26 protein-coding genes and 1 tRNA gene are annotated in these 19,850 nt (G+C 36.1%); 13 read left to right on the top strand and 14 right to left on the bottom strand.

Translation table 11 applies throughout. The annotated features are described in order from the left end of the window. Positions 1 to 286: 286 nt before the first annotated feature. Together ACB089_RS04335 and ACB089_RS04330 are read right to left on the bottom strand one after the other, a co-directional pair. On the bottom strand, positions 287 to 922 hold the full coding sequence (locus tag ACB089_RS04335) for a sugar transferase (RefSeq protein ID WP_374965443.1): 636 nt from the start codon (positions 920 to 922) through the stop codon (positions 287 to 289). A gap of 231 nt (positions 923 to 1,153) precedes the next feature. Then, positions 1,154 to 1,609: an SACOL1771 family peroxiredoxin gene (locus ACB089_RS04330; RefSeq protein WP_374965442.1), complete on the bottom strand. Its 456-nt coding sequence runs from the start codon at positions 1,607 to 1,609 to the stop codon at positions 1,154 to 1,156. A gap of 380 nt (positions 1,610 to 1,989) precedes the next feature. Here ACB089_RS04330 and ACB089_RS04325 point away from each other — a divergent pair, with 380 nt between their 5' ends. After that, entirely contained in the window at positions 1,990 to 2,652 is a 663-nt protein-coding gene (locus ACB089_RS04325) for an NUMOD4 domain-containing protein (RefSeq protein ID WP_374965441.1), read from the top strand. Positions 2,653 to 2,732: 80 nt separating this feature from the next. Here the strand turns inward: ACB089_RS04325 and ACB089_RS04320 are convergent, their stop codons facing one another. The 3 genes from ACB089_RS04320 to ACB089_RS04310 form a co-directional block, all read right to left on the bottom strand. Beyond that, positions 2,733 to 4,400, bottom strand: coding sequence for a GNAT family N-acetyltransferase (locus ACB089_RS04320; protein ID WP_374965440.1), 1,668 nt, complete (start codon positions 4,398 to 4,400; stop codon positions 2,733 to 2,735). A gap of 8 nt (positions 4,401 to 4,408) precedes the next feature. After that, the gene (locus ACB089_RS04315; protein WP_374965439.1) at positions 4,409 to 4,693 is read right to left on the bottom strand and encodes a hypothetical protein; all 285 of its coding nucleotides are present in this window, start codon (positions 4,691 to 4,693) and stop codon (positions 4,409 to 4,411) included. A 165-nt stretch (positions 4,694 to 4,858) separates the two neighbouring features. Next, positions 4,859 to 6,547 carry an FAD-dependent oxidoreductase gene (locus tag ACB089_RS04310; protein ID WP_374965438.1) on the bottom strand — a complete coding sequence of 563 codons (1,689 nt, stop codon included), beginning with the start codon at positions 6,545 to 6,547 and terminating at the stop codon, positions 4,859 to 4,861. Positions 6,548 to 6,806: 259 nt separating this feature from the next. Between ACB089_RS04310 and ACB089_RS04305 the strand changes: the two genes are divergently transcribed. Beyond that, complete coding sequence (locus ACB089_RS04305) at positions 6,807 to 7,472, top strand: ZIP family metal transporter (protein ID WP_374965437.1); 666 nt, start codon at positions 6,807 to 6,809, stop codon at positions 7,470 to 7,472. A 57-nt stretch (positions 7,473 to 7,529) separates the two neighbouring features. Here ACB089_RS04305 and ACB089_RS04300 read toward each other — a convergent pair whose 3' ends face one another. From ACB089_RS04300 to ACB089_RS04285, 4 genes are all read right to left on the bottom strand, one after another. Next, positions 7,530 to 8,570, bottom strand: a complete 1,041-nt coding sequence (locus ACB089_RS04300) for an S-layer homology domain-containing protein (RefSeq protein WP_374965436.1) — start codon at positions 8,568 to 8,570, stop codon at positions 7,530 to 7,532. A gap of 565 nt (positions 8,571 to 9,135) precedes the next feature. Next, positions 9,136 to 9,336 (bottom strand): hypothetical protein, encoded by a 201-nt coding sequence (locus ACB089_RS04295; protein ID WP_374965435.1) that lies wholly within the window; start codon positions 9,334 to 9,336, stop codon positions 9,136 to 9,138. Positions 9,337 to 9,341: 5 nt separating this feature from the next. Further along, entirely contained in the window at positions 9,342 to 9,932 is a 591-nt protein-coding gene (locus tag ACB089_RS04290; protein ID WP_374965434.1) for a sigma-70 family RNA polymerase sigma factor, read from the bottom strand. A 145-nt stretch (positions 9,933 to 10,077) separates the two neighbouring features. Then, positions 10,078 to 10,320: a glutaredoxin family protein gene (locus tag ACB089_RS04285; RefSeq protein WP_068985383.1), complete on the bottom strand. Its 243-nt coding sequence runs from the start codon at positions 10,318 to 10,320 to the stop codon at positions 10,078 to 10,080. Between the two features lie 134 nt (positions 10,321 to 10,454). Here ACB089_RS04285 and ACB089_RS04280 point away from each other — a divergent pair. From ACB089_RS04280 to ACB089_RS04250, 7 genes are all read left to right on the top strand, one after another. Next, positions 10,455 to 10,525: transfer RNA gene (locus ACB089_RS04280), tRNA-Cys, on the top strand. A gap of 41 nt (positions 10,526 to 10,566) precedes the next feature. Continuing rightward, positions 10,567 to 10,740, top strand: coding sequence for a YvrJ family protein (locus ACB089_RS04275; RefSeq protein WP_083227054.1), 174 nt, complete (start codon positions 10,567 to 10,569; stop codon positions 10,738 to 10,740). A gap of 5 nt (positions 10,741 to 10,745) precedes the next feature. Then, positions 10,746 to 10,934, top strand: a complete 189-nt coding sequence (locus ACB089_RS04270) for a hypothetical protein (protein WP_374965433.1) — start codon at positions 10,746 to 10,748, stop codon at positions 10,932 to 10,934. Positions 10,935 to 11,483: 549 nt separating this feature from the next. After that, on the top strand, positions 11,484 to 12,023 hold the full coding sequence (locus ACB089_RS04265) for a S8 family serine peptidase (RefSeq protein WP_374965432.1): 540 nt from the start codon (positions 11,484 to 11,486) through the stop codon (positions 12,021 to 12,023). Beyond that, a complete protein-coding gene (locus tag ACB089_RS04260) occupies positions 11,992 to 12,396 on the top strand; it encodes a S8 family serine peptidase (RefSeq protein WP_374965431.1) in 405 nt (134 codons plus the stop codon). Before ACB089_RS04265 ends, ACB089_RS04260 begins: the two co-directional genes overlap by 32 nt. Before the next feature lie 134 nt (positions 12,397 to 12,530). Next, on the top strand, positions 12,531 to 12,812 hold the full coding sequence (locus tag ACB089_RS04255) for a hypothetical protein (protein WP_374965430.1): 282 nt from the start codon (positions 12,531 to 12,533) through the stop codon (positions 12,810 to 12,812). Between the two features lie 197 nt (positions 12,813 to 13,009). After that, positions 13,010 to 13,270 (top strand): hypothetical protein, encoded by a 261-nt coding sequence (locus ACB089_RS04250; protein WP_374965429.1) that lies wholly within the window; start codon positions 13,010 to 13,012, stop codon positions 13,268 to 13,270. Between the two features lie 46 nt (positions 13,271 to 13,316). On the opposite strand, the gene ACB089_RS04245 is transcribed toward ACB089_RS04250, so the two are convergent. Both ACB089_RS04245 and ACB089_RS04240 read right to left on the bottom strand, forming a co-directional pair. Continuing rightward, a complete protein-coding gene (locus tag ACB089_RS04245) occupies positions 13,317 to 14,021 on the bottom strand; it encodes a hypothetical protein (protein ID WP_374965428.1) in 705 nt (234 codons plus the stop codon). A gap of 31 nt (positions 14,022 to 14,052) precedes the next feature. Next, the gene (locus ACB089_RS04240) at positions 14,053 to 14,235 is read right to left on the bottom strand and encodes a hypothetical protein (protein WP_139114450.1); all 183 of its coding nucleotides are present in this window, start codon (positions 14,233 to 14,235) and stop codon (positions 14,053 to 14,055) included. Between the two features lie 385 nt (positions 14,236 to 14,620). Between ACB089_RS04240 and ACB089_RS04235 the strand changes: the two genes are divergently transcribed. Further along, complete coding sequence (locus ACB089_RS04235; protein WP_374965427.1) at positions 14,621 to 15,181, top strand: DinB family protein; 561 nt, start codon at positions 14,621 to 14,623, stop codon at positions 15,179 to 15,181. A gap of 772 nt (positions 15,182 to 15,953) precedes the next feature. Beyond that, complete coding sequence (locus ACB089_RS04230) at positions 15,954 to 16,208, top strand: hypothetical protein (RefSeq protein ID WP_374965426.1); 255 nt, start codon at positions 15,954 to 15,956, stop codon at positions 16,206 to 16,208. 92 nt (positions 16,209 to 16,300) lie between these two features. Here the strand turns inward: ACB089_RS04230 and ACB089_RS04225 are convergent, their stop codons facing one another. From ACB089_RS04225 to ACB089_RS04215, 3 genes are all read right to left on the bottom strand, one after another. After that, a complete protein-coding gene (locus ACB089_RS04225) occupies positions 16,301 to 16,711 on the bottom strand; it encodes a UPF0158 family protein (RefSeq protein WP_374965425.1) in 411 nt (136 codons plus the stop codon). 139 nt (positions 16,712 to 16,850) lie between these two features. Then, positions 16,851 to 17,144 (bottom strand): hypothetical protein, encoded by a 294-nt coding sequence (locus ACB089_RS04220; RefSeq protein WP_068985394.1) that lies wholly within the window; start codon positions 17,142 to 17,144, stop codon positions 16,851 to 16,853. 51 nt (positions 17,145 to 17,195) lie between these two features. Next, the gene (locus ACB089_RS04215; RefSeq protein WP_374967509.1) at positions 17,196 to 18,044 is read right to left on the bottom strand and encodes a pyridoxamine kinase; all 849 of its coding nucleotides are present in this window, start codon (positions 18,042 to 18,044) and stop codon (positions 17,196 to 17,198) included. A 211-nt stretch (positions 18,045 to 18,255) separates the two neighbouring features. Between ACB089_RS04215 and ACB089_RS04210 the strand changes: the two genes are divergently transcribed. Both ACB089_RS04210 and ACB089_RS04205 read left to right on the top strand, forming a co-directional pair. Beyond that, positions 18,256 to 18,807: an ECF transporter S component gene (locus tag ACB089_RS04210; RefSeq protein WP_068985396.1), complete on the top strand. Its 552-nt coding sequence runs from the start codon at positions 18,256 to 18,258 to the stop codon at positions 18,805 to 18,807. Between the two features lie 439 nt (positions 18,808 to 19,246). Continuing rightward, positions 19,247 to 19,687, top strand: coding sequence for a cell wall hydrolase (locus ACB089_RS04205; RefSeq protein WP_374965424.1), 441 nt, complete (start codon positions 19,247 to 19,249; stop codon positions 19,685 to 19,687). Positions 19,688 to 19,850: the final 163 nt, after the last annotated feature.

Below are 19,850 nucleotides of genomic sequence, written 5' to 3'. Positions count from 1 at the left end.
TGGAATCGACTTTGTGCTTAGGCCTGCGTGATGCAGGTCAGTTAGCCGTTATCGCATGGATGCGATGATTTTAGGCTAACATCCTTTAAGAACTCCTTTCCGATTCCATGACATCCGCCGGAGGCTTTGGGCCAACACGATGTTGGTTACTCAGTCGTTGCCACAGGACGTGGCGTTCTTAGACTGAGTTCCTCTCTTTCAGCAGGCGTTTGGCCCCCCCTGAAAACAGCTTAAATTCGCATCCATCTCACCACTTATAGAGGTAGGGGACTTCTGCTGAAAGAAGTTAATAAGCACCTGTTCTCGCTAACACTACGTAAAATGTTTTGATGATAATTCTCAAATCCATCCAAAACGAATAATTTTCAACGTATTCTAGATCATATGAAATTTTTTGCCCATGAGAAATATTAGATCGACCGTTAATTTGAGCAAGCCCTGTTAATCCTGGCCTTACTTCTAATCGTCGAGCCTGGACAATGTTATAAGCATTTGTGATGGGTGGAACTTCAGGGCGTGGTCCAACAATACTCATATCTCCTTTTAAGACATTAATGAGCTGTGGAATTTCATCAATACTTAGCTTTCGAAGAACGGACCCAACCTTCGTGATTCGTGCATCCTGTTCAGTTTTAAAATAATAATCCTCCGGAATCCCGTCTGCACACACAGTAGGCATATTCACTGGAACTGCCTGTATGGTCATTGTCCGTAGCTTCAAAATAATAAAGCGTTGATGAGCCAATCCAGTACGGATTTGTTTAAAGAAAAAAGGGCGGCCTGTACTAATGAGTAAAATGAGGAATACAGGTAACATGAGAGGAATGGTTATGAAAAGTAATAGGAGTGCCCCAGTAATATCAAAAATTCTTTTGCCGTACTGACTATAAAATGTGATAGTCTGAGCTGATTGCTCGTGCAATACATCATCCTTTGCATTTTTTTTGCACTTAACTTTATATATTCATCTGGGACATTTATAGAACTACTTTCGAAAAGCATTTACATAATAAAATATAAAAAGGGATTTTGTTTCGATAAAAGCTCAAATAGTTTCGATAAAATGAGATTTTGTTTCGATAAACCCTCAAATAGTTTCGATAAAATGAGATTTTGCTTCGATAAACCCTCAAAGTGAATAACCCTTATCTGTTCAGCCATTTATTGATCCTTGTAGAATTTGTACCTCGCATTCTATTTGAACGTTTCCTTTTAACGCTTTACTAATCATACAAGATTGTTCAGCCTTCTCAGCTAATCGATCAATTCGTTTTTGCTGTCGTTCAGATAAATCTTGCACAACAATTCTTGGCTTATGCACGATCTTCTCATAAGTAAAAATGCCATTCGTGACATCAACAAAACCTTCAGCTTGCATAGACAAATCCAACACAGCAATCTTCGAATTTTCAAGTAACGTAGCCAGTGTAATTAAATAGCAAGTTGCTGCAGCTCCAAGCAGCATTTCATCCGGATTTGTCCCAATCCCTGGTCCATCCATTTCAGTAGGGATAGAGATTTTCGTTTTTAAATTGTCCGCAATAATAGTACCTGTCCCATTTCTCCCCTCCGACCATTTTAAATTCATACTAAATAAATGTTGAACCATAAAAAATCCTCCTTTTGATGATGTAGTGTACGAGTTACTTTTTCACATGACTTTTTAGAGATACATATATTCTGAAGGGACAGATTGTATTTTGACCCTTCATAGCCGAGCGGTTGCTAGAGGACCCGATTACGTCTTTGGCTTACCCGGGCAGTTCGGGGCGCTACCTGATCACTTCCCTGGCTTACCCGAGCAGTTCGGGGCGCTACCTGATTACTTCTTTGGCTTACCCGAGCAGTTCGCGTTACTACCTGAGCGGTTCTATTCCTCACCTCTTATTAAAAATTAACAGAACAATAATGAAACATCAAAACTATAGAAAAACAGGAAAACTAATTTTATGGTAGAATAGAAAAAACAATTCTTTAGGAGATCTAAAAATGATTTTAACAAAGCAACAAGCAGTACAAGCACTAAAAAAGAACAAGTTTATCGGTTTTACTATTGCAACAGGAAATATTATTATTAAAAAAATGAATAAAACCGATTATAATATTTTCGTTTTTGAAGAAGGCAAAGACAAACCATTGCGTTATGTCGGTTCCATTATGAATGTAATGGCTACAATGAGCGATAAAGCTTCAAATAAGGATTTTGTCATTGTGGAACAGCTTCAAACTCAAAGTAAAGAAGAGGCTAAACCAGTAGTGAAAGACGAAGTCAAAGAAGCAGCTGAACCTGTAGTGAAAGACGAAGTCAAAGAAGCAGCTAAGCCTGTAGAGCAAGATAAAGTTAAAGAAGAAAAAACAGCTGACTTCGATGAAGAAAGACGTGCCATTTCAGGCTACGAGGGCCTATATGATGTTACAGCGAGTGGTCGTATCATTACAGTGCGTGAAAATCGTCCATTAGCTCGATGCAATGATGAATATGGTTTCCATATTGTTCGACTAACAAAGGACGGCTCTGCTTCAAGTCACAATGTGTTTGAACTTTGGAAACAGGCATACCCTGAACTTGAACAAACGAATTTTAAAGGTGCCTTAAAAGCAAAGTATGGCACAGGCTGTAAGCTTACTGATAAACCAGGTATACACTTTTAATTTCTTTCAGAAAAAAATCCTCAGCGCCGCTTCATAAACGCTGGGGATTTTTTAAATAAAAAAGGTAATAGCTCTAAATGTCAGAGATGATAAATACTATTCCCTTGTGATTGGAGATATTTTAACCAATTGTTTACTTGGCGATATACCTTTTTCTTTTTCAATACTTGAATTATTGTTATCCTCTCTACCCTTTGAAATCCTAACTGTACTAGCTCTCGTCGTCTTTTCCTTTCATACCAATGAACGGAAGTACAGACGGCTCTTCCTTCTTCCTGCATGTTAGCGACGATTTCAGACAGCTGATGATTATTGTCCTGAATGTATGAAACATTGGATGGAAGCTCGTGTGTAAATCCTGTCGCTTCTTCACGAAATATTTGATCATGTCTTAAATAAGCTATATCGTTCGTGCTATTTCTAAAGATCCGATAGCCCTTATGAAAGTTCGAAACGTAGTTAGCACGTCTTCTACTTACCATCACATCCTGAATAAACACTTCATTAAAGTTTGATGTAGTTTGACCTTGGCCATTCTCAGCAACATAAATATCAAAAATATGCACAGCTATTATGCGATTAATCCCCTTCTTGACAGAATGGAACCAATCCTTTGAACGGGCACTTTTTAAAAAATAGCGTAGCTCTCCTAATCGATCTCGTTTCAATTTCACGAGCTGATGATTATTCGTTAATTGACCTTTCAATCTATTAAACAAGACCATCATTAGCCTTAAAGTACGTTCCCTTTTGCCTTTCGTACTCATCACAAATTTTCTAGTAAAATCAACATGTGTATACCATTCAAACTTATAAGGCTCATAACCACTGCCTAAATCATAGAAGCGGTAGTTCGAAGCATGTGCTTTGAGCATATTTTCTCGCTCTATTAAACGGCCAGGCCCAAAAATATTGAAATCAGGCTCATGTCCCATCGCCTGACAAAAATTCCGATCTCTACAGCAAATATCGATCGTAAAGCCGATCCAATGCCCCTCAAACTGAAGACTATCTACTTCTACTCGTAACGCGTTACTTTTCTCCGTTGCCAAACGCTCAAAAAAACGACGCGTTTGTTGTTCTGTAAATCCACTTTTATCGATTTTCTTTTGCCATCTTCTCGTAAACAAGTCGAACATGTCAGCTAACCTTTCACGATGTACCTCTTGAAAGGTTACTTGACCAAGAGCCTTTAATTTTTTTTCACGCCGCTGAATCGTTTTAAATTTTTTTCTATGCTTATAAAGAAAATCCTCAAGTTTTATAGATTGAAAATCAATATAAGGAGTGACAGTACGAAAAATAGAATAAGGTACCTGATACTCTATTGCATATTTTTCTAGAATTTGAGATGTATGTTTACTTTCTAATAAGCCTTGTAACACTAAAATAAATCGTTTATATTTCCGAGAAAGCTCCTTTAGTAAGTATTCAATTGCAGGTTCCTTCCATTGCTTCTCTGCAATTACTTCCATATAAGTGGCAAACCCTTGTCCTAAAAAAACAAAATAATGTATACCACCAAATCGTACATAACGAACAAGTGGGAAAAATGCTACTGCTACTCCATTTTGCTCGACTATGTAAATCTCAACATTGTCATTAACACCTAACGTTGTCCACCATGTCGAAACCCATTCAAACTCAATGAACGGATTATCATTTTTTTCACGTTCAAGTATCTCTGACCAAGTATTTTTATAGGACTCTAACTCTTCCATCGTTGTTACGAGTCTATAAGATAGCACGTGCTGATTCACTCCTTTTTATGTTCCAATGAATTATCGATTTTACCGCTCATTACCATAACGTGTAGGCGCTTTGTTGCTGTCGCTTCGCTTTCGCACAGATAAAACATTGTTGCTGTCGCTTCGCTTTCGCACAGAAAACATTTGTTGCTGTCGCTTCGCTTTCGCACAGAAAACATTTGTTGCTGTCGCTTCTCTTTCGCGCAGAGCAGAGCTTCCTGGGGGCGTCCGATGAGCCACTTCGCCTGCGCTCCAATCAACCTATATATGGCATTCATTTTAACAAATGTCATTCACAACTTTTGGTGATGAACCAATTTAACACTTAATATCCACCATATTCCTAGCTCTTATCTTATAGAACCCTTTATTCAGTAAGGAATTGAATGAAAATAAGCAAAAACCTAAATCCAGTAAACTACTGAACTTAGGTCTACGAATAGCAACTTTTATTTTATTTATACCTCTAGCAGCGTTGAACGTTCCTTTTTAACTACATTTGCCATATGCGTTGTTGCAATATAGCTTAATGTCATACCCGGTCCTAATGTTGCACCTGGCCCTGGGTATGTTTCGCCCATAATAGAGGCCGAACAATTTCCTGAGGCATACAACCCTTCAATTACCGTACCATCTGCCTTTACAACGCGAGCATGCTGATCCACTACTAAGCCACCCTTTGTCCCGATATCTCCCGGATATAAGCGAAGTGCATAAAATGGAGCGTTCTTCAGTTCTGCTAGATTCGGATTCTGCAATGTGGGATCTCCATAATAATTATCATAGGCACTATCTCCTCGAAGGAAATCATCATCATGGCCATTACGAGCAAAAGCATTAAAACGTTCCACAGTGTCCACTAAATTTTCTGGAGAAACATTCATTTGCCATGCAAGCTCTTCAATTGTTTGTGCACTTTTCACAATACCACTGTCAAACCAACTTTTTGGGAAGGACTGTCCAGGGAAAAGTCCCGTGAAAATATAACGACTCTTTGCCGTTGCATCAATCAAGATCCAAGAAGGTATAGCATTGTTGTTTTTTTCATGGTGACTATGCATATTGTCTACAAATTCATGATAAGGTGCCGCTTCGTTTAAATAACGTTTTCCTGCACCATCTACAACCATCATATTAGGAACGCCTCGATCTGCAACTAGGAAGAAAGGATGTCCTTGTGGATCAATTACTGAAGGTGCCCCCCATACTTTATCCATTAAATCTAGTGACGCCCCTATCTTTACGCTTGGCTCGATAATGTCACCTGTTTGCCCTTCTGGTGTAGAAGTCCATTTTGTGTTTGTTGGAGCTGGCAAATATTTTTCGCGATATGCTTGATTATGAGAAAAACCACCTGCAGAAAGCACAACCCCACGCTTTGCTTCAATACGCATCTCCTGCCCATCTCGCTCAACTACGATACCAGTCACCCGATCATTTTCAACGATAAAATCTTTAAATGCAGTCGAGATCCACAACTCTCCATTCGCTTCAGCAAGTGACATTCGTAAACGAGCAATTAATGCTTCCCCTAATGCAATAGGCAAACTTCCTGTAACTTTCGACTTCACCAATCGCATGCCTAATTTTAATGCTGTCGTTTTCCCCTTTGTCGTACGTCTAATCATATTGACCTTATGAAATTCATAGCTATTCATCGTAATGCCTTTAGTGGACAAGGTCGAACGACGCATCGTGTCTGCTAATGAGCCCATGTTCTTCAAATCAAAAATACGTGGCTCAATCGACCGTCCTTGCGGTAAGCCGCCTGGTTTTTCAGGATAATAATCAGAATAACCTTTAGCATATTGGAAACGCATATGCCTCGTATGATTAGTTAAAAACCTTAACATTTCTGGTCCTCTTGTAATATAAGCCTCCTTTAAAGCCTCTGGCACACGATCACCAATGGTTGAATCTAAGTATAAACGTGCTAAATCATGTGTATCTGGAACGCCTTCACCCTTAATTACATGATTATTTGGAATCCATAATGCACCACCAGACAAGGCAGAAGCTCCACCATAACGATCTGTCTTTTCAATAACTAGTGATTTCATGCCCTGTAGCTTTGCTGTCAGACCTGCTGTTAACCCCGCTGCTCCTGAACCTACGACTACTACATCATAACTCGCATCCCATTTCATACTTATATTCCTCACCTTCATTAGTAGTTACTAAATCAATGAATCTGGTATTATCTAAAAAGTATAGAATTAAATAAATTTTCAGTCAATTAATACCTACATAGCATTCGATCATATAATAGCCTTTTACTACATTGAATCCTTTTCTTCTAAAACTTCCGCTTATCATATTCATTTCTATTTAGCATATATTTTGTAAAACGGCGATAGGGTGGAGGAAATTTTGCAGTTGAATGCAATGATATTAGGTGGATTTCTTTTGTTCAGTGTTAGCATCGGAGGAGCGATAGCCTGGGTATTTTCTAAGCTATTTCAGCATACAACTCAAGGATTATCATTATTATGTGGTGGATTTTTAGTTGGCTTACTTATATTAGACATTATTCCTTCTTCTTTTCATCTATACAAATCATTTGGTCTTATACTTGGAATTCTTATTGGCTATTTAATTTTTCAAATACTCAATAGTTTATTACACGCTTCCCATACACAAAACCCCTCTGTAACGCTACTTGCAATGGCTATAATTATCCACACCATTCCAATTAGTCTCACTGTCGGAAATTTATTAGGGAACTCTGCATTAGGTATTACCATTACAGCATCCATTATTCTACATCATCTGCCAGAAGGCTTTGCACTTTCAACAGCATTATTATCACAAGGAGAAAGGCTATGGAAACTCTTTCTCTATTTCATAGCATTTTCAATTTTCTTTAGTATCTTTATACAGATTGGTCAGGATTGGGAATTAACCGAGAAGGCACAAGGGCTACTAATGGGCATATCAATCGGGTTAATCGCAACCGCCAGTATTTCAGAATTTATTTTGCATCATTTTCGTTCAGTAACACGTAAATCCTTTTTAACATATATTTTATTAGGTTATTTTTTAAGTTATGTATTTCATATGCTAGTCGAATAAAAAAGCAATCCACCAAAATAATGTGGATTGCTTTTTTCATATTAAAGAAGAATAATATTATTCTTCTTCACCTGCTGCTAATAATGTAAGTGATAAAATTTTAGAGAATTGTGCACGTGTAAGATTACCTTTTGGATTAAATTTACCACCTGCTCCGTCAATAACACCTAATTGTTGTAATAAACCAATTGATTCTACAGTTTCTTTACGCATTTGATTTTTGTCTGTAAATGTGTTATTTTTGCTAGCCTTAGCTACATCAAATTCCATTGCTTCTAATAAGCTTGCTGTTACATAGGCCATTTCCTCACGTGTTACAGGTTTGTATGGCTCAAAATTAGCACCATCAAAAATATCGATTAAGCCATAATCCTCTAAAATCGCTACTTCTTTAGCACCTGGGTATTTTCCCAAATCCTTATATGTAGCAGGGCTTTCGTAATCTTCTTTCACATCTAATCCACCAGCACGGAAAATCATAGAAGCTAATTGTCCGCGTGTTACTTGTCCATTTGGATTAAATGTTGTAGCCGATGTTCCATTAATAATGTCAGCTTGGAACAGTAATTGGATATAACTCTCAGCCCAATGTCCAATAGTATCAGTGAAGTAACCACCTGGTTTTAAGTCTAAAAGATCATCGTTAATCGAATCTATGAAAGCATTTTTCCCTTCATCATCCAAAACCTGCCATTTCCCTTCACTAAACATCTCTGCTTTGAATGTATTTCCGGATGGAGAAAATTTCATTTGCATAGCGTCACCGAAAAGCTCTTTAAATTCTTTTTGGTCTTGTGCAGTTAGATCAGAGAATTTCATAAGTCCTTCCAAGGATAGTTTTAATGAAATACTATCCTTTGTACATACTAAGCTCATTTCACTATCGACGTAGCTTAACTTAGCAAGTACAAGCGTTTTGTACATATCTTGGTAGGACATTGATTGTGCTTGTGTAGTAGCCGCAACTACATTTTTCGGGTGGATGAAGCTAGAAATATCTATACTTTCTTGTGTATTAGCTTGTGCATTAGCTTGTACACCAAAGCCTCCTGTTAAACATGCGATACTAAGTGCTCCAGCAATAATTGTTTTCTTCATGTTTCTTTCCCCTTTCAATTCATAATTTTAGTGTACTAAAACAACTGTTAGTAAATCTATAAAAATATGTAATTTAATCAAAATTATATAAAAGTCCTATTTTTCACAACAAAAAAAATTACTAAATCTTCATGTAAAACCAGAAAATACATTACATGATTTCTACAATAAATTAGGTAATTTTTTTCAATAAACCTAATAAATTGTATCGTTTTCTCTAATTCTGAATAAAAATACTATCGCAAATATGTTCATTTCTATTTTGGATTTATAGAAAAAAATTAGTAAATTCGTTCTTACCCTTCTAGGTATAAAGTAGTCATAAAGATCTAATCATGTAGTATTGTTCTATCACTAGAAAGTGATTAGAAAGTTCCATTAACTTGTTTAAAGGTATTTTTATTCCAGTTAATACATTTTGCTAGTAACGTTTACCCTCAATTTTGGTTCAGTCAAAATCGTCTGTAGTTCATATCCACAAAAAGAGCAAGTAGAAGCTTGCCCTTTTTTCTGTCGTCCTGCTTGAAGTCAGGTATATACCTTCGACGTTCTTTTTTCATAAGAATTACAAGAAAAAATCCCAAAAACTAGGTGCATTCTGAAACTTTACTGTCGCCAGCTTTTCTATAATCTTCAATTTGATTTCTTGTTCTAAATCTTCCCTTTCTTGATAGTCTGTACTGTGTAAACATTGTTTAATTTTAGGTGTGAAATTCTCTATAATTGTAAGCGTTTCTTCGTTAAGTTGGTTTTCTAAATTTGCCATATAAATTATTCCCCCTTTTTTCTGAGTATATGATTAAGCTTATTTAAAGCTTTGCGATGAAGATTGGATATATTCTGTGGTGTTGTTCTTAATTTTTGAGCTATTTCTTTTGTAGTAAGATCTTTTACATAAATCATCTCTAAAACTTGTAGCTGTTTAACCGTTAGTTTTTGCAAGGACTTTAAAAGCTGTTCATCCTCAATATTGTCTAATAACCCTTCTCCAACTATATTTTCAAGCTCCTTTTCATTGCTTGCATCTTCTATTTGCTCTTTTGCAGTCGTTCCACCTTCTTCTGATAAGCCCTTATCTAATATTAATAAAGTATGCTTTTGCAGCTTTCTCCTTTTTTTATCAAAATCTAAACTGAAGAAATAAATTAAATTACTGACGTATTTGATCTTCCTAACATTTATATAGTGAGATTGAAAAGATTCATCCACGAGTTTTTTATTACTATCAGTTGGATATAAGATCGCTTTTTGTACCAAATAAAGATTTTCAGAATCCGACAAAAAGCTTTTTATAATTGGATTGTTTACCTGTTTATTATTCCTATAGAAGAATTCCTCTACTTTTTGATTATCTTTCTCCATTTAATAATCCCTCCTATATATCCGCCTTCTTTCTATATAAAGTGAATGTAGTATCTATATTATAAACCAAAATAAGAACAAACGTTCTTAAAAAGAGAATAAAAAATCACCTTTTATACAAAAAAGGTGATTTAATCCAACTTCTTCAACTATCTAAAATAGCTTTTATTTTCTCTGGCTGATAGCCTATAATTTCCTCCACTTTATTATCAGCGACTACTAAAGTAAATGGGATAGCGCTACTATTAAATTGCTTAAACTCCTGTAATACGTGTTCTTCATTAATGTCCTTATTAATATAAGTAATATTATTTGCTTCTAACCATTCCTTTAACCTGACACAATATTGACATCCATCGCTTGAATAAACCGTTAAATCATACTTCATCTTAGAGACCTCCTTTTTTCTATAAAGAGGATTAAAACATAAGATATGAAACCATAACAAAATAATACTTTTTTTAACTGGAAGGTTGTTTTTATGAAAGAAGGATTCACTTTACATAGTACAGTTACAATTTTGGTGATATAGCCAAACGGTAAGGCATGGGTCTGCAAAACCTGGATCCTCGGTTCGAATCCGAGTATCACCTTATAGTATTAATTTAGAGTAAGAGGGAGGATGATTTATAGTATGACACCAGAAAATGTTCCAATGTGGATTAGCTTAATAGGAAATTTTGGATTCCCTATTGCCATAACAGTCTATCTGTTCATTCGCTTTGAAAGGAAAATAGATAAATTAGAAGCTGTCATCATGGAGTTATCTGAAGTTATAAAATCTCTTAATTACAAAAAAGGAGGGTAATCCACATGGAAATTGAAAAATTAATGGCTTGTTACTGTAAAGCAAGAGAAGTTCAATCATTTTATTCAAGTTGTTTAACGAATGACAGTCTTTCTCCAAAAGAACGCGATTTACTAATAAACCTTATTAAAAATGCCAGTCTTTCTTCTAAATTATTGAAGGAATATTGTCAGATTCATGCTAATGATAAATGATCTTTTTACAAATAAACCAACCAAATAATTTAGGTTATAGACTACCTAATGTTATTTGGTTGGTTTTAATTTTTAATGGAATTATTCCATTACCAATTTCCTTATATCTTTCATCTAATTAATGTATGATTTTATGAACTGGAGGGGAATTTTATGATAGCCTACAAGAGAATAGCTATACTATATCTTCTTATAATAATCTTTAGTATTTTTATTGCTACACAGATGAACAGTATATTAGCTGGTATGTTGGTTCTTGCTTTATTGTATGTGTTATTTATTGGCCTTCCTTATTTATTACAAAAAAAGGTGAAGTTTTTCGGGATATGTTGGAGTTGGTTAATAAAAGGTGGGCGAATAGGTCCTAAAAATTAAAGAGATGAATCCATGAGTTAATGAATATTGCAACTTACAATACGTATCCTGTACTCCCCCGAAAATGTTAGACCTTTCCTAACATTTTCGGGGTATTTTTTTCTTTAAATTGCGAATTTCACTTTATTATCATCGTTCTTTCTTCACTTTATTATGTAAAAGGAGATGAAGATAATGAACACTGAAATCATTTTAAAACCAGTAAAAATTGTTAAGTTGTTTAAAGTTCAAAACGTAGTTCCCGATAACTTAGATAAAATCAGGGCAAGAGAACTATGGGATGAAACAGATCAAGGTTCAGGATCTGTTGTTGCTGTATTAGATAGTGGCGTTCAGATTGACCACCCGAGTTTAAAGGAAAATATTATTGATGGCTATAATTTCACAGATGATGATGAAGGTAACCCTTCCATTTATAAAGACTACCTCGGTCATGGGACACATGTGTCTGGGATTATTGCTGCCGTTGATAACGGTAGAGGCATCGCAGGCGTAGCGCCCAAAAGTAAAGTTCTTATATTAAAAGTGATTAATCATATGGGCAGAGGTAGCTTTGAGAATTTAATTAAGGCAATTATGTATGCCGTTGATTGGACTGGGCCTAATGGAGAAAAAGTAAACATCATGAATATGTCGCTAGGTAGTCCTGAACCACAAGAAGAATTGTATAAAGCCATAAAATATGCCCGTTCAAAAGGTAGCGGCTGCTGGTAATGAAGGCGATGGAGAAAGCGAGACTATCGAAATATCATACCCTGGATTTTATAAAGAAGTCATACAAGTCGGCTCCATATCTGAAGCAGAAACACCCTCAAAATTTTCTAATACGAATGTAAATTTAGATTTTGTAGGGCCTGGTGAAAATATTTTATCTACACATTTAAACAGTAATTATGTAGAGTTGACTGGAACATCTATGGCAGCGCCTTTTGTTGCTGGTGCCGCTGCTCTTATTATAAAAACAATCAATCGTTCTGAATCACGTTTGATTCCTATGTATGTGTATGATTACTTACTATCCCATGTTCTTCCACTGGAAAACTTCTCGATCAATCATATTGGTCATGGCTTTATTCAATTGAAATAAACCATGCTCCCCCCCATTGCCCCAAATATGTAAAAACATATGATGTACGTAATCAAAACCATAATAACCACATTATTTTTTCTAGCATACTATAAATAAAAGGATCGCAAATTTATAGATTGGAGGGAATTATGATGAGCAATAATAAAATCGCATCGAGCAATATCGCGCTGACATTTTTACTTATTCTCAGTATCGCCTATAATTATTTTTACGATCAATTACCAATTCAAATTGAGTTCCTAGGTAATCTGGGTTTTTGGCTAGTATTCCCATTATCATTAGTCATTATAGCGCTGAGCGTAAAGCTAATAAAAAATAAAGCAAGCAACGTCAGTCCCTACATCACTTTCATCATTGCTGTAGCTATTTTAATCATTTCTTTATATTCACTATTTCCTTGGGGCTCACCTTAGAAATTGAAATACTCCCATTTGATAGACAGATGAAAAAGCTGCTGATCTAATGGGAGTATTTTTAGTCCATCTTATTTATTTGTACTTTCTTTTTGCCATTTTTGTATAATAATTAGGAAGAGCTTTTTATTTTTGAAACATTTAGAGTTACGCTAAAACTTATTTAAACAAGGCAAAGAAAGGGATGGGATAAGAAAATGGATATTCTAATTCCAATTGGGATAGGTTTTTTTGCTAATGTGGTAGTATTTGTGATAAGTATGTTAGTCGTTAAAAATAAAAGAAAAGCTACCCAAATCACACTTATTTTTTGGGGAATCACTGTTCTTCTATCTTTTATTATCGGTAGTTGGCGTGGAATGGGTTTATTTGTCATAAGCTTAGGAATGTTAATACTTTCTATATGCTTGTATTTATATATTTACATTGAACGTAACTTTATACAAAAAGACGTCTAGAAAAGCCTTTGAAGGGTTCATTCCTTCAAAGGCTTTTTCTTTACTACTAACAGAGTAATGCTTGTGGTCCGAAGAATGCGCGAATTCCTGCTGCAGCTACAGTAGTATGACCTGAAACACATGAAACCAACTCTTTATCGCAGCAATTATCTCCATATCCAAAGACGTCATAACATCTGTCATGTGACACACAGCAAGTATCTGTTGCATTAATTGGTTTCCCTCCACCATGAGTTGAACCATAACCACAGTTGCCACCACAATGCTGATACCCTCCTGGTAAGCACCCATCAGACGTCCACCATGCTAGTAAACTAACTTCATTATCGATTGAAATATTTTCCTCAACAAATTCAAATTGAACAAGATTTGTTTCATATTGCTTTTCAATCACTTCTTCCTGTTCAAATGTAAAAGTGACGATATTATTAGAATCCCCTTTTTTTAAAACTTGTCCAAAGTAATGATCCTGATGAATTGGCAATTCATTAAATAAGATCGTAACGGTCTTATCCTTATTTACCAGATTAATAATAGTTGAATTAAACTGAATTAGGCCTTTCGCTTTTTGCCCTACAGCCGCTTCAAAAGTATAGGCTTTTTCCACTTCTAATTCTTCTACTTTAAACATTTCCTTCTCTTGCATTTCTTTCACTATTTTTTTGAATTTCTCTTGTTGATATAAAGAGGTTAGTTTAATTTGCAAATCCTTGCCTGTTAAATCTACTTTAGCTAGAACTTTTACTATCATGCTAATTCCACTCCTTTTCATATAATGATGTTTAAGTAATAACGCCGCCTCCGCCTTTACACCCGCAATGATCAAGTATCCATGTAGATCCTGTTAGAGGAACGAATGTACCTAAACAACCTTCGTATAGGCAACAACTCCGAATAGGACTACAGAAACTTTGAGCTACTACCTTGTCGTTTCCTTCTGTCGACTTTTTTTCCTTCTCACTCATGTGATCCCCACCTTTCCTGGCTAAGTAAGATACATTTTTGTATCTCTGTAATATAAAGAGAGCCCTATCGAAAAAAATAAAACTTTTATTGAAAAATTTTAAGAAAAAAATTATTGAATATTGCCAAGACATAAAAAGACCTCCTCATCGTTTTGATTAGAAGGTCCATACTGTAGGTTTATGACAAGGTCAGACACTATAGCTTTTGAATAATGTTTGATTAATAATCACTCTAAACCCTTGATTTTACTGCAAATAAAAAGCCATCGTTTTGTAATAAAGATTGAACTTTTCATTTTGATCGACAATGCCTAATCGTGTTTAATGTACTTTTATAAAATAGTTGCCTAAAATGGAAATAACAGCATAAAGGAGAATCAATACTATGAAATCGAACAGTATGGCAACCCATTTTCACACTTTACAGGAGCAGCGAGCTCATTATCTGCCCTCTATTCAATCACTCACGCAAAACCAACTATGGCATCGAGAAGTGGAAGGTAAATGGTCAATCGGGGAACACTTTTATCATCTTTATTTGATCCTGAAAATGCTTAAAACCGCAACAAAATGTTCCTTACTACTAACCCCTTACGCGAAAATACGAAGAAACAAGCCTTTCGCCACTGAAATACATGATGTTTACGAAGAATTTAAAAACAAAAAAGGAAGAGGCATGAGAGCTCCTGCAATATTAGTGCCTCCTAAAAAGATACGCTTTGTGCTAAACAGCGACGAAATCGAACAATTACTAGTAACCGAAACAAGCGCAATGAAAGAATTGGTAAAAGATATTGAGGAGAATATAGCCGGGCATATCGTCTTTCCCGACCCACTTGCCCACTATCCTAACCTTATTCAATCCATTCAGCTACTTGCCATCCACGAAAAACATCATTTTAGGATTATGGAGCAACAATATCAGAGGTTGATTGCGTCTAGCTAAAATCTTAATCTAAGCGTTTTTGAAAATCGGAGGTTTTGAAATGCCAAAACTATTGAATCGAATAGGAGGGGGAACTAACCGCTGATCTCTCACATGGCCAAGTTTGCAGACTTTTGAGCCCTTGATAATTCCATTGAGGCTACGGCGGGGAAAGAGGACTTCTATAACAACTTTTTCTATTTTATATAATTCTAGGGCACACCCCTTATTTAGTATGGTTTAGTTTCGTCGCTACCACCACACCGAATTTGGGAGGTGCCCGTTTGTTATTGTTTTAAAACCCTTGTTACAAAGGGATTAGAATTATGAAATTAACGCCAATCCATGCCATGGTAATCGGATTACCAATAAATATAGGCTTATTAGCAGTTATTTCAATTTCTCCTGGATCAAAAGTCAAGTAGTACTATTGATTATACTTTAAAAGAGAAATTCAAATCTTCGACCACAAAGGAATAATCCTTCTTTTCTCAAAGTTTGTTTAATTTACGGAAAAATCTGATTTTGAAACTCTTATAGCTAATGCTATGTTATTCACATAACAATATATAGTCAAAATAGATGAAAAGGGAAATCATCTATTTTAATAGAGCAAGTGAAAGTGAAAAAAACAAACCTACATGTATTTATTTTGATTCTCAACAATTAAAAGGCTAGGCGACTCTTTGGGGATGCCCCTAGGAAAGCTCCTAGTCGGAACGGAAATCAACCACATGTTATGGTGATAAGCCTATTTATTGTAAAAAAATTCATAAATCTAAAGGAGTTAAAAATGAAGATAATAAAATTAATAATCTATTTTATCATGATTGTTTTATCTCTTATAATTGCAGAACGTGGAATCATATATTCTTTGATGTCGACTCCAAAACCTGGACCAGTAAATCCATATCCGTTATCTGAAGTAACACCACATGTGCGCTATTCTATCGCGGCAGTTATTGTGCTAGTAGCTCTTTGGATTACAAATAAAACAATGCATTTTTTCTCGTTTATAAAAACGAAATTAATAAAAAATCCTTCATAACAAATGACCACCCGCCATGGAGTGGTCATTTTCATGTCTTATTTAATTAACTATTTTATAGTGCATTTTTTTCTTCTGCCCAGGTCTATTACTTAATGATCTTCAATTGTAGTAAACTCTTTTAGCCATTCCGTCATTCTGCTCTTAGCATAATTCTGTTCAAATTCGTACCAATGATTTTCGATGCCTAGTTCATTAATTTTTTGCTTAAAAAATCGAAAAGGCTTGTTTCCATTAAGTACGTCGATTAAATGAACTTTAATCGAATCTGGTTGCTTTTTAGCAAAGCTGATCATGACATCATACATTTCAGACGATGAAACGCTTGGAATCATCACTAAATCCACAGCCACTTCCTCATCATCCCAATCAATCTCGGGCTCGCCAGTTAAAGCTTCCAGCGCATCCAAAAGCACTTCACCCGTTCGACGGTTTAACACATACGACATTTCCTCATCATTTCCATATAAAAATACATCCACAAGTTCATCTAGTCGTTTCAATTTTCTCACCTCATATAAGTACAATTCACATGTTCATATTACAAAAAATGCCCGCAACCATCAATTGTGGCTACGGGCTTCCATCTTAAGTTCAGTCGTAAACTGCATAAAAAAGAACCGAATAGATTCGATTCGGCATTTATTCATACATTCCTATACTGAGCTCCCTACAAAATGATTCTATCGTGTCACGCTCTTCCTTTGGCAATGCTTCGTACTCAACCAGATATTGTGCTGAAAGATCTTCTAGCTCCATATAACTGACTTCTCTTGTCAGGACGATCCCATTGATCTCATTAGCCAACTGGTTTGCAGTTGCAATATCCTTAAACGCAAAGGCCTGTTCTTCATCATCCGTAAATGTAAGAAAGTCAATTTTCCCCTCGTAATAACGATCATCTACTTGCACTACGTAATATCTAATTGAATCCATTATACACCTCCCCTATTTTGGATTTTACCTTTTCAAAGCAGTCCGAGATTTCTAAAGTAGCATTCGTAAAAACTTTTCAAAATTCACGCCTGCCTCGCGCGGAATTTGCCCCTTCGACGTTGCTTCAATCGAAGCGGCTAAAAACGCCTCCGCAAGCTTCATCGATTCAACTAGATCCTGCCCACGCATCATGCCACCCATAATAACTGATGCAAACAAATCACCTGTGCCAGAATAGCTCTCACCGTTATAATCGCGGATGCTAGAAAATGAACGATCTGCATCGACATACATATTGCCGACATAACGCTTGTTAGCATCTGTTGGCGGTGGATTTAATCCAGTAATAATGACATTCGCCCCAGTAGCCTGCTGTAGCTGATGGCCCGCTTCTTCTAGCGCCTGAAGATAATCTGAATCTTCTTGATAGCTCTGTAGCTTCTCATACGACAAACCTGTAAGCAAACAGCACTCTGTAATATTTGGCGTAATAATGTCTGCACATTTCACTAGCTCTTTCATACGATCAAGCAACTCGCCCGTAAACATTTTATACACTTCGCCCAAATCGCCCATCACCGGATCGACAAGCAGCGTTGTGTTACTCGAATGAAACACGCTTAAAAATCGAAAGATATTATCGATTTGCTCTTTTCCTGTCACAAAACCTGTATGAATACCATCAAAGGTAGTACCTAGCTTGCTCCACTCATCCACAAAGTAATCCATTTTTGACGTTAAATCCTCACAATAAAAGCTTGAATACCCTGTTTGCGCCGTTAAAATCGCAGTTGGCAATGGCACAGCCTGAACCCCCATCACCGAAAGTACAGGCATCGCAGCTGTTAACGAGCACTTCCCAAAGGATGACATATCTTGAATTACAGCAACTTTTTTCATCATACTCTCCACCTATATCCTGTATGTACTCACTTCATCGTATCATAATTAGAAAGATGCGAAAATGCACACAACTTAAATTCGAGAGATGAACAATCATAAATAAACAATCTGACCTTTAATAATTTTATCAAATTGACACTTTTACCATAGTCAGTCCTTTGTTAAAGTTAAAATTATCAAAAATTTCATCTTAGTGAGGAAGATACAGATGCAAAATATACAAGGGCAAAGCTATACAAGAACACGCACAAAAACATTTGATTTAGTCATAACATCAATTTTAGCAGCACTTGTTTTTGTCGCAACAGCGTTCATCAATCTTAAACTACCATTCGGGCAAGGTGGACTTATTCACTTAGGGACATCTATGCTTTTCATCTCGGCGATTTTATTTGGTCCTAAAAAAGGGGCACTTGCTGGAGCAATAGGGATGGGCTTATTCGATATTACAGGTGGTTGGTTAATTTGGGCGCCAACTACAATTATCTCCCGTGCATTACAAGGTGCCATCGTTGGGAAAATCGCTTGGTCTAAAGGTCATAAAGGCGACAACGTTGGATTAAACATTTTAGCAGCAGTTGTTTCAATGCCCGTGATGATTGCGGTCTACTATATCGGGCAAGCCATTATGTTCAAAAGCTGGATTGCCCCTATGGCATCCATTCCAGGAGACGTCATTCAAAACGTTGTCGGTTTACTGATTGCAATTCCAGTATGTATCGTGCTGAAAAAAACACCCTATTTTAAAAAGAATTTTTAACTTCTTTCAAAAGAAGTTAAAGCCTCCGGCGGATGTCACGGAAATCGGAAAAGAGTTCATAAAGGATGTTAGCCTAAAATCATCGCATCCATGCGATAACGGCTAACTGACCTGCATCACGCAGGCCTAAGCACAAAGCCGATCCCGGACGCAATTAGGCCGAGGCATACTTGATTACTACAAAATAAACACGCCATCTTGCTATTTTACCATTAGCATAGATGGCGTGTTTTTAACATTTTCTAAAATTTTGGACATAGGGATAAAGCAATCATTTACATGAAACTGTTCTCGATATCGAAAAAAACTTCGAATCTACTCAAATATCATACGTATCCTCCCCTTGTCCGACTGAATAATTTTAGTTTTGGGGAGATTTAAAACTTCAAATGACAATAATGTACGCTTTTTTACATACGATATGGTGGAGGTGAAAAAAATGCCAAGAGCAAAATATCGAGATGCAGACGTTGACTTAATGGCAAGGATGATGAGAGCCGAAGCTGAAGGTGAAGGAAACCAAGGCATGTTATATGTTGGAAATGTCATTGTGAATCGTCTTGTATCAAATTGTTTAGACTTTAAAGATTTAAGAACAGTAGAAGATGTTATTTATCAGGTACAAGGAGGAAATTATTCGTTTGAAGCTGTTCAAAAAGGGAATTTATTTTACCAAAGGGCGAGGTCTTCTGAAAAAAGATTAGCAAAAATGAATTTGGATTATTGGAGACAACATCCAGCAAAATTCGCACTTTGGTACTTCAACCCATATGCCCCATGTCCTCCAACATGGTATGGTCAACCATTTACTGGTCAATTTAAAAATCATTGCTTCTATGAACCAGCACCTGATACATGTGAAGGTGTTTATGTCGGATAGGTAGCTATTATGCGTTTTGGTGCTACGAATACAATATTATTAGTCGCAGGTACTTATAGCCAACAAAATTTATTCGATGTAACTCTGCCAAGCTAACACTTATTTTTTGTATTTATTTACATTGAACGTTCTTAATTCAAAAAGCATTAAAAATTATTTGGAC

Origin of the sequence: Lysinibacillus sp. RS10 (genome assembly GCF_041956855.1) — a bacterium.
Taxonomy (GTDB): Bacteria; Bacillota; Bacilli; order Bacillales_A; family Planococcaceae; genus Lysinibacillus; species Lysinibacillus xylanilyticus_A.
This window is presented reverse-complemented; position numbering and strand designations above follow the sequence as displayed.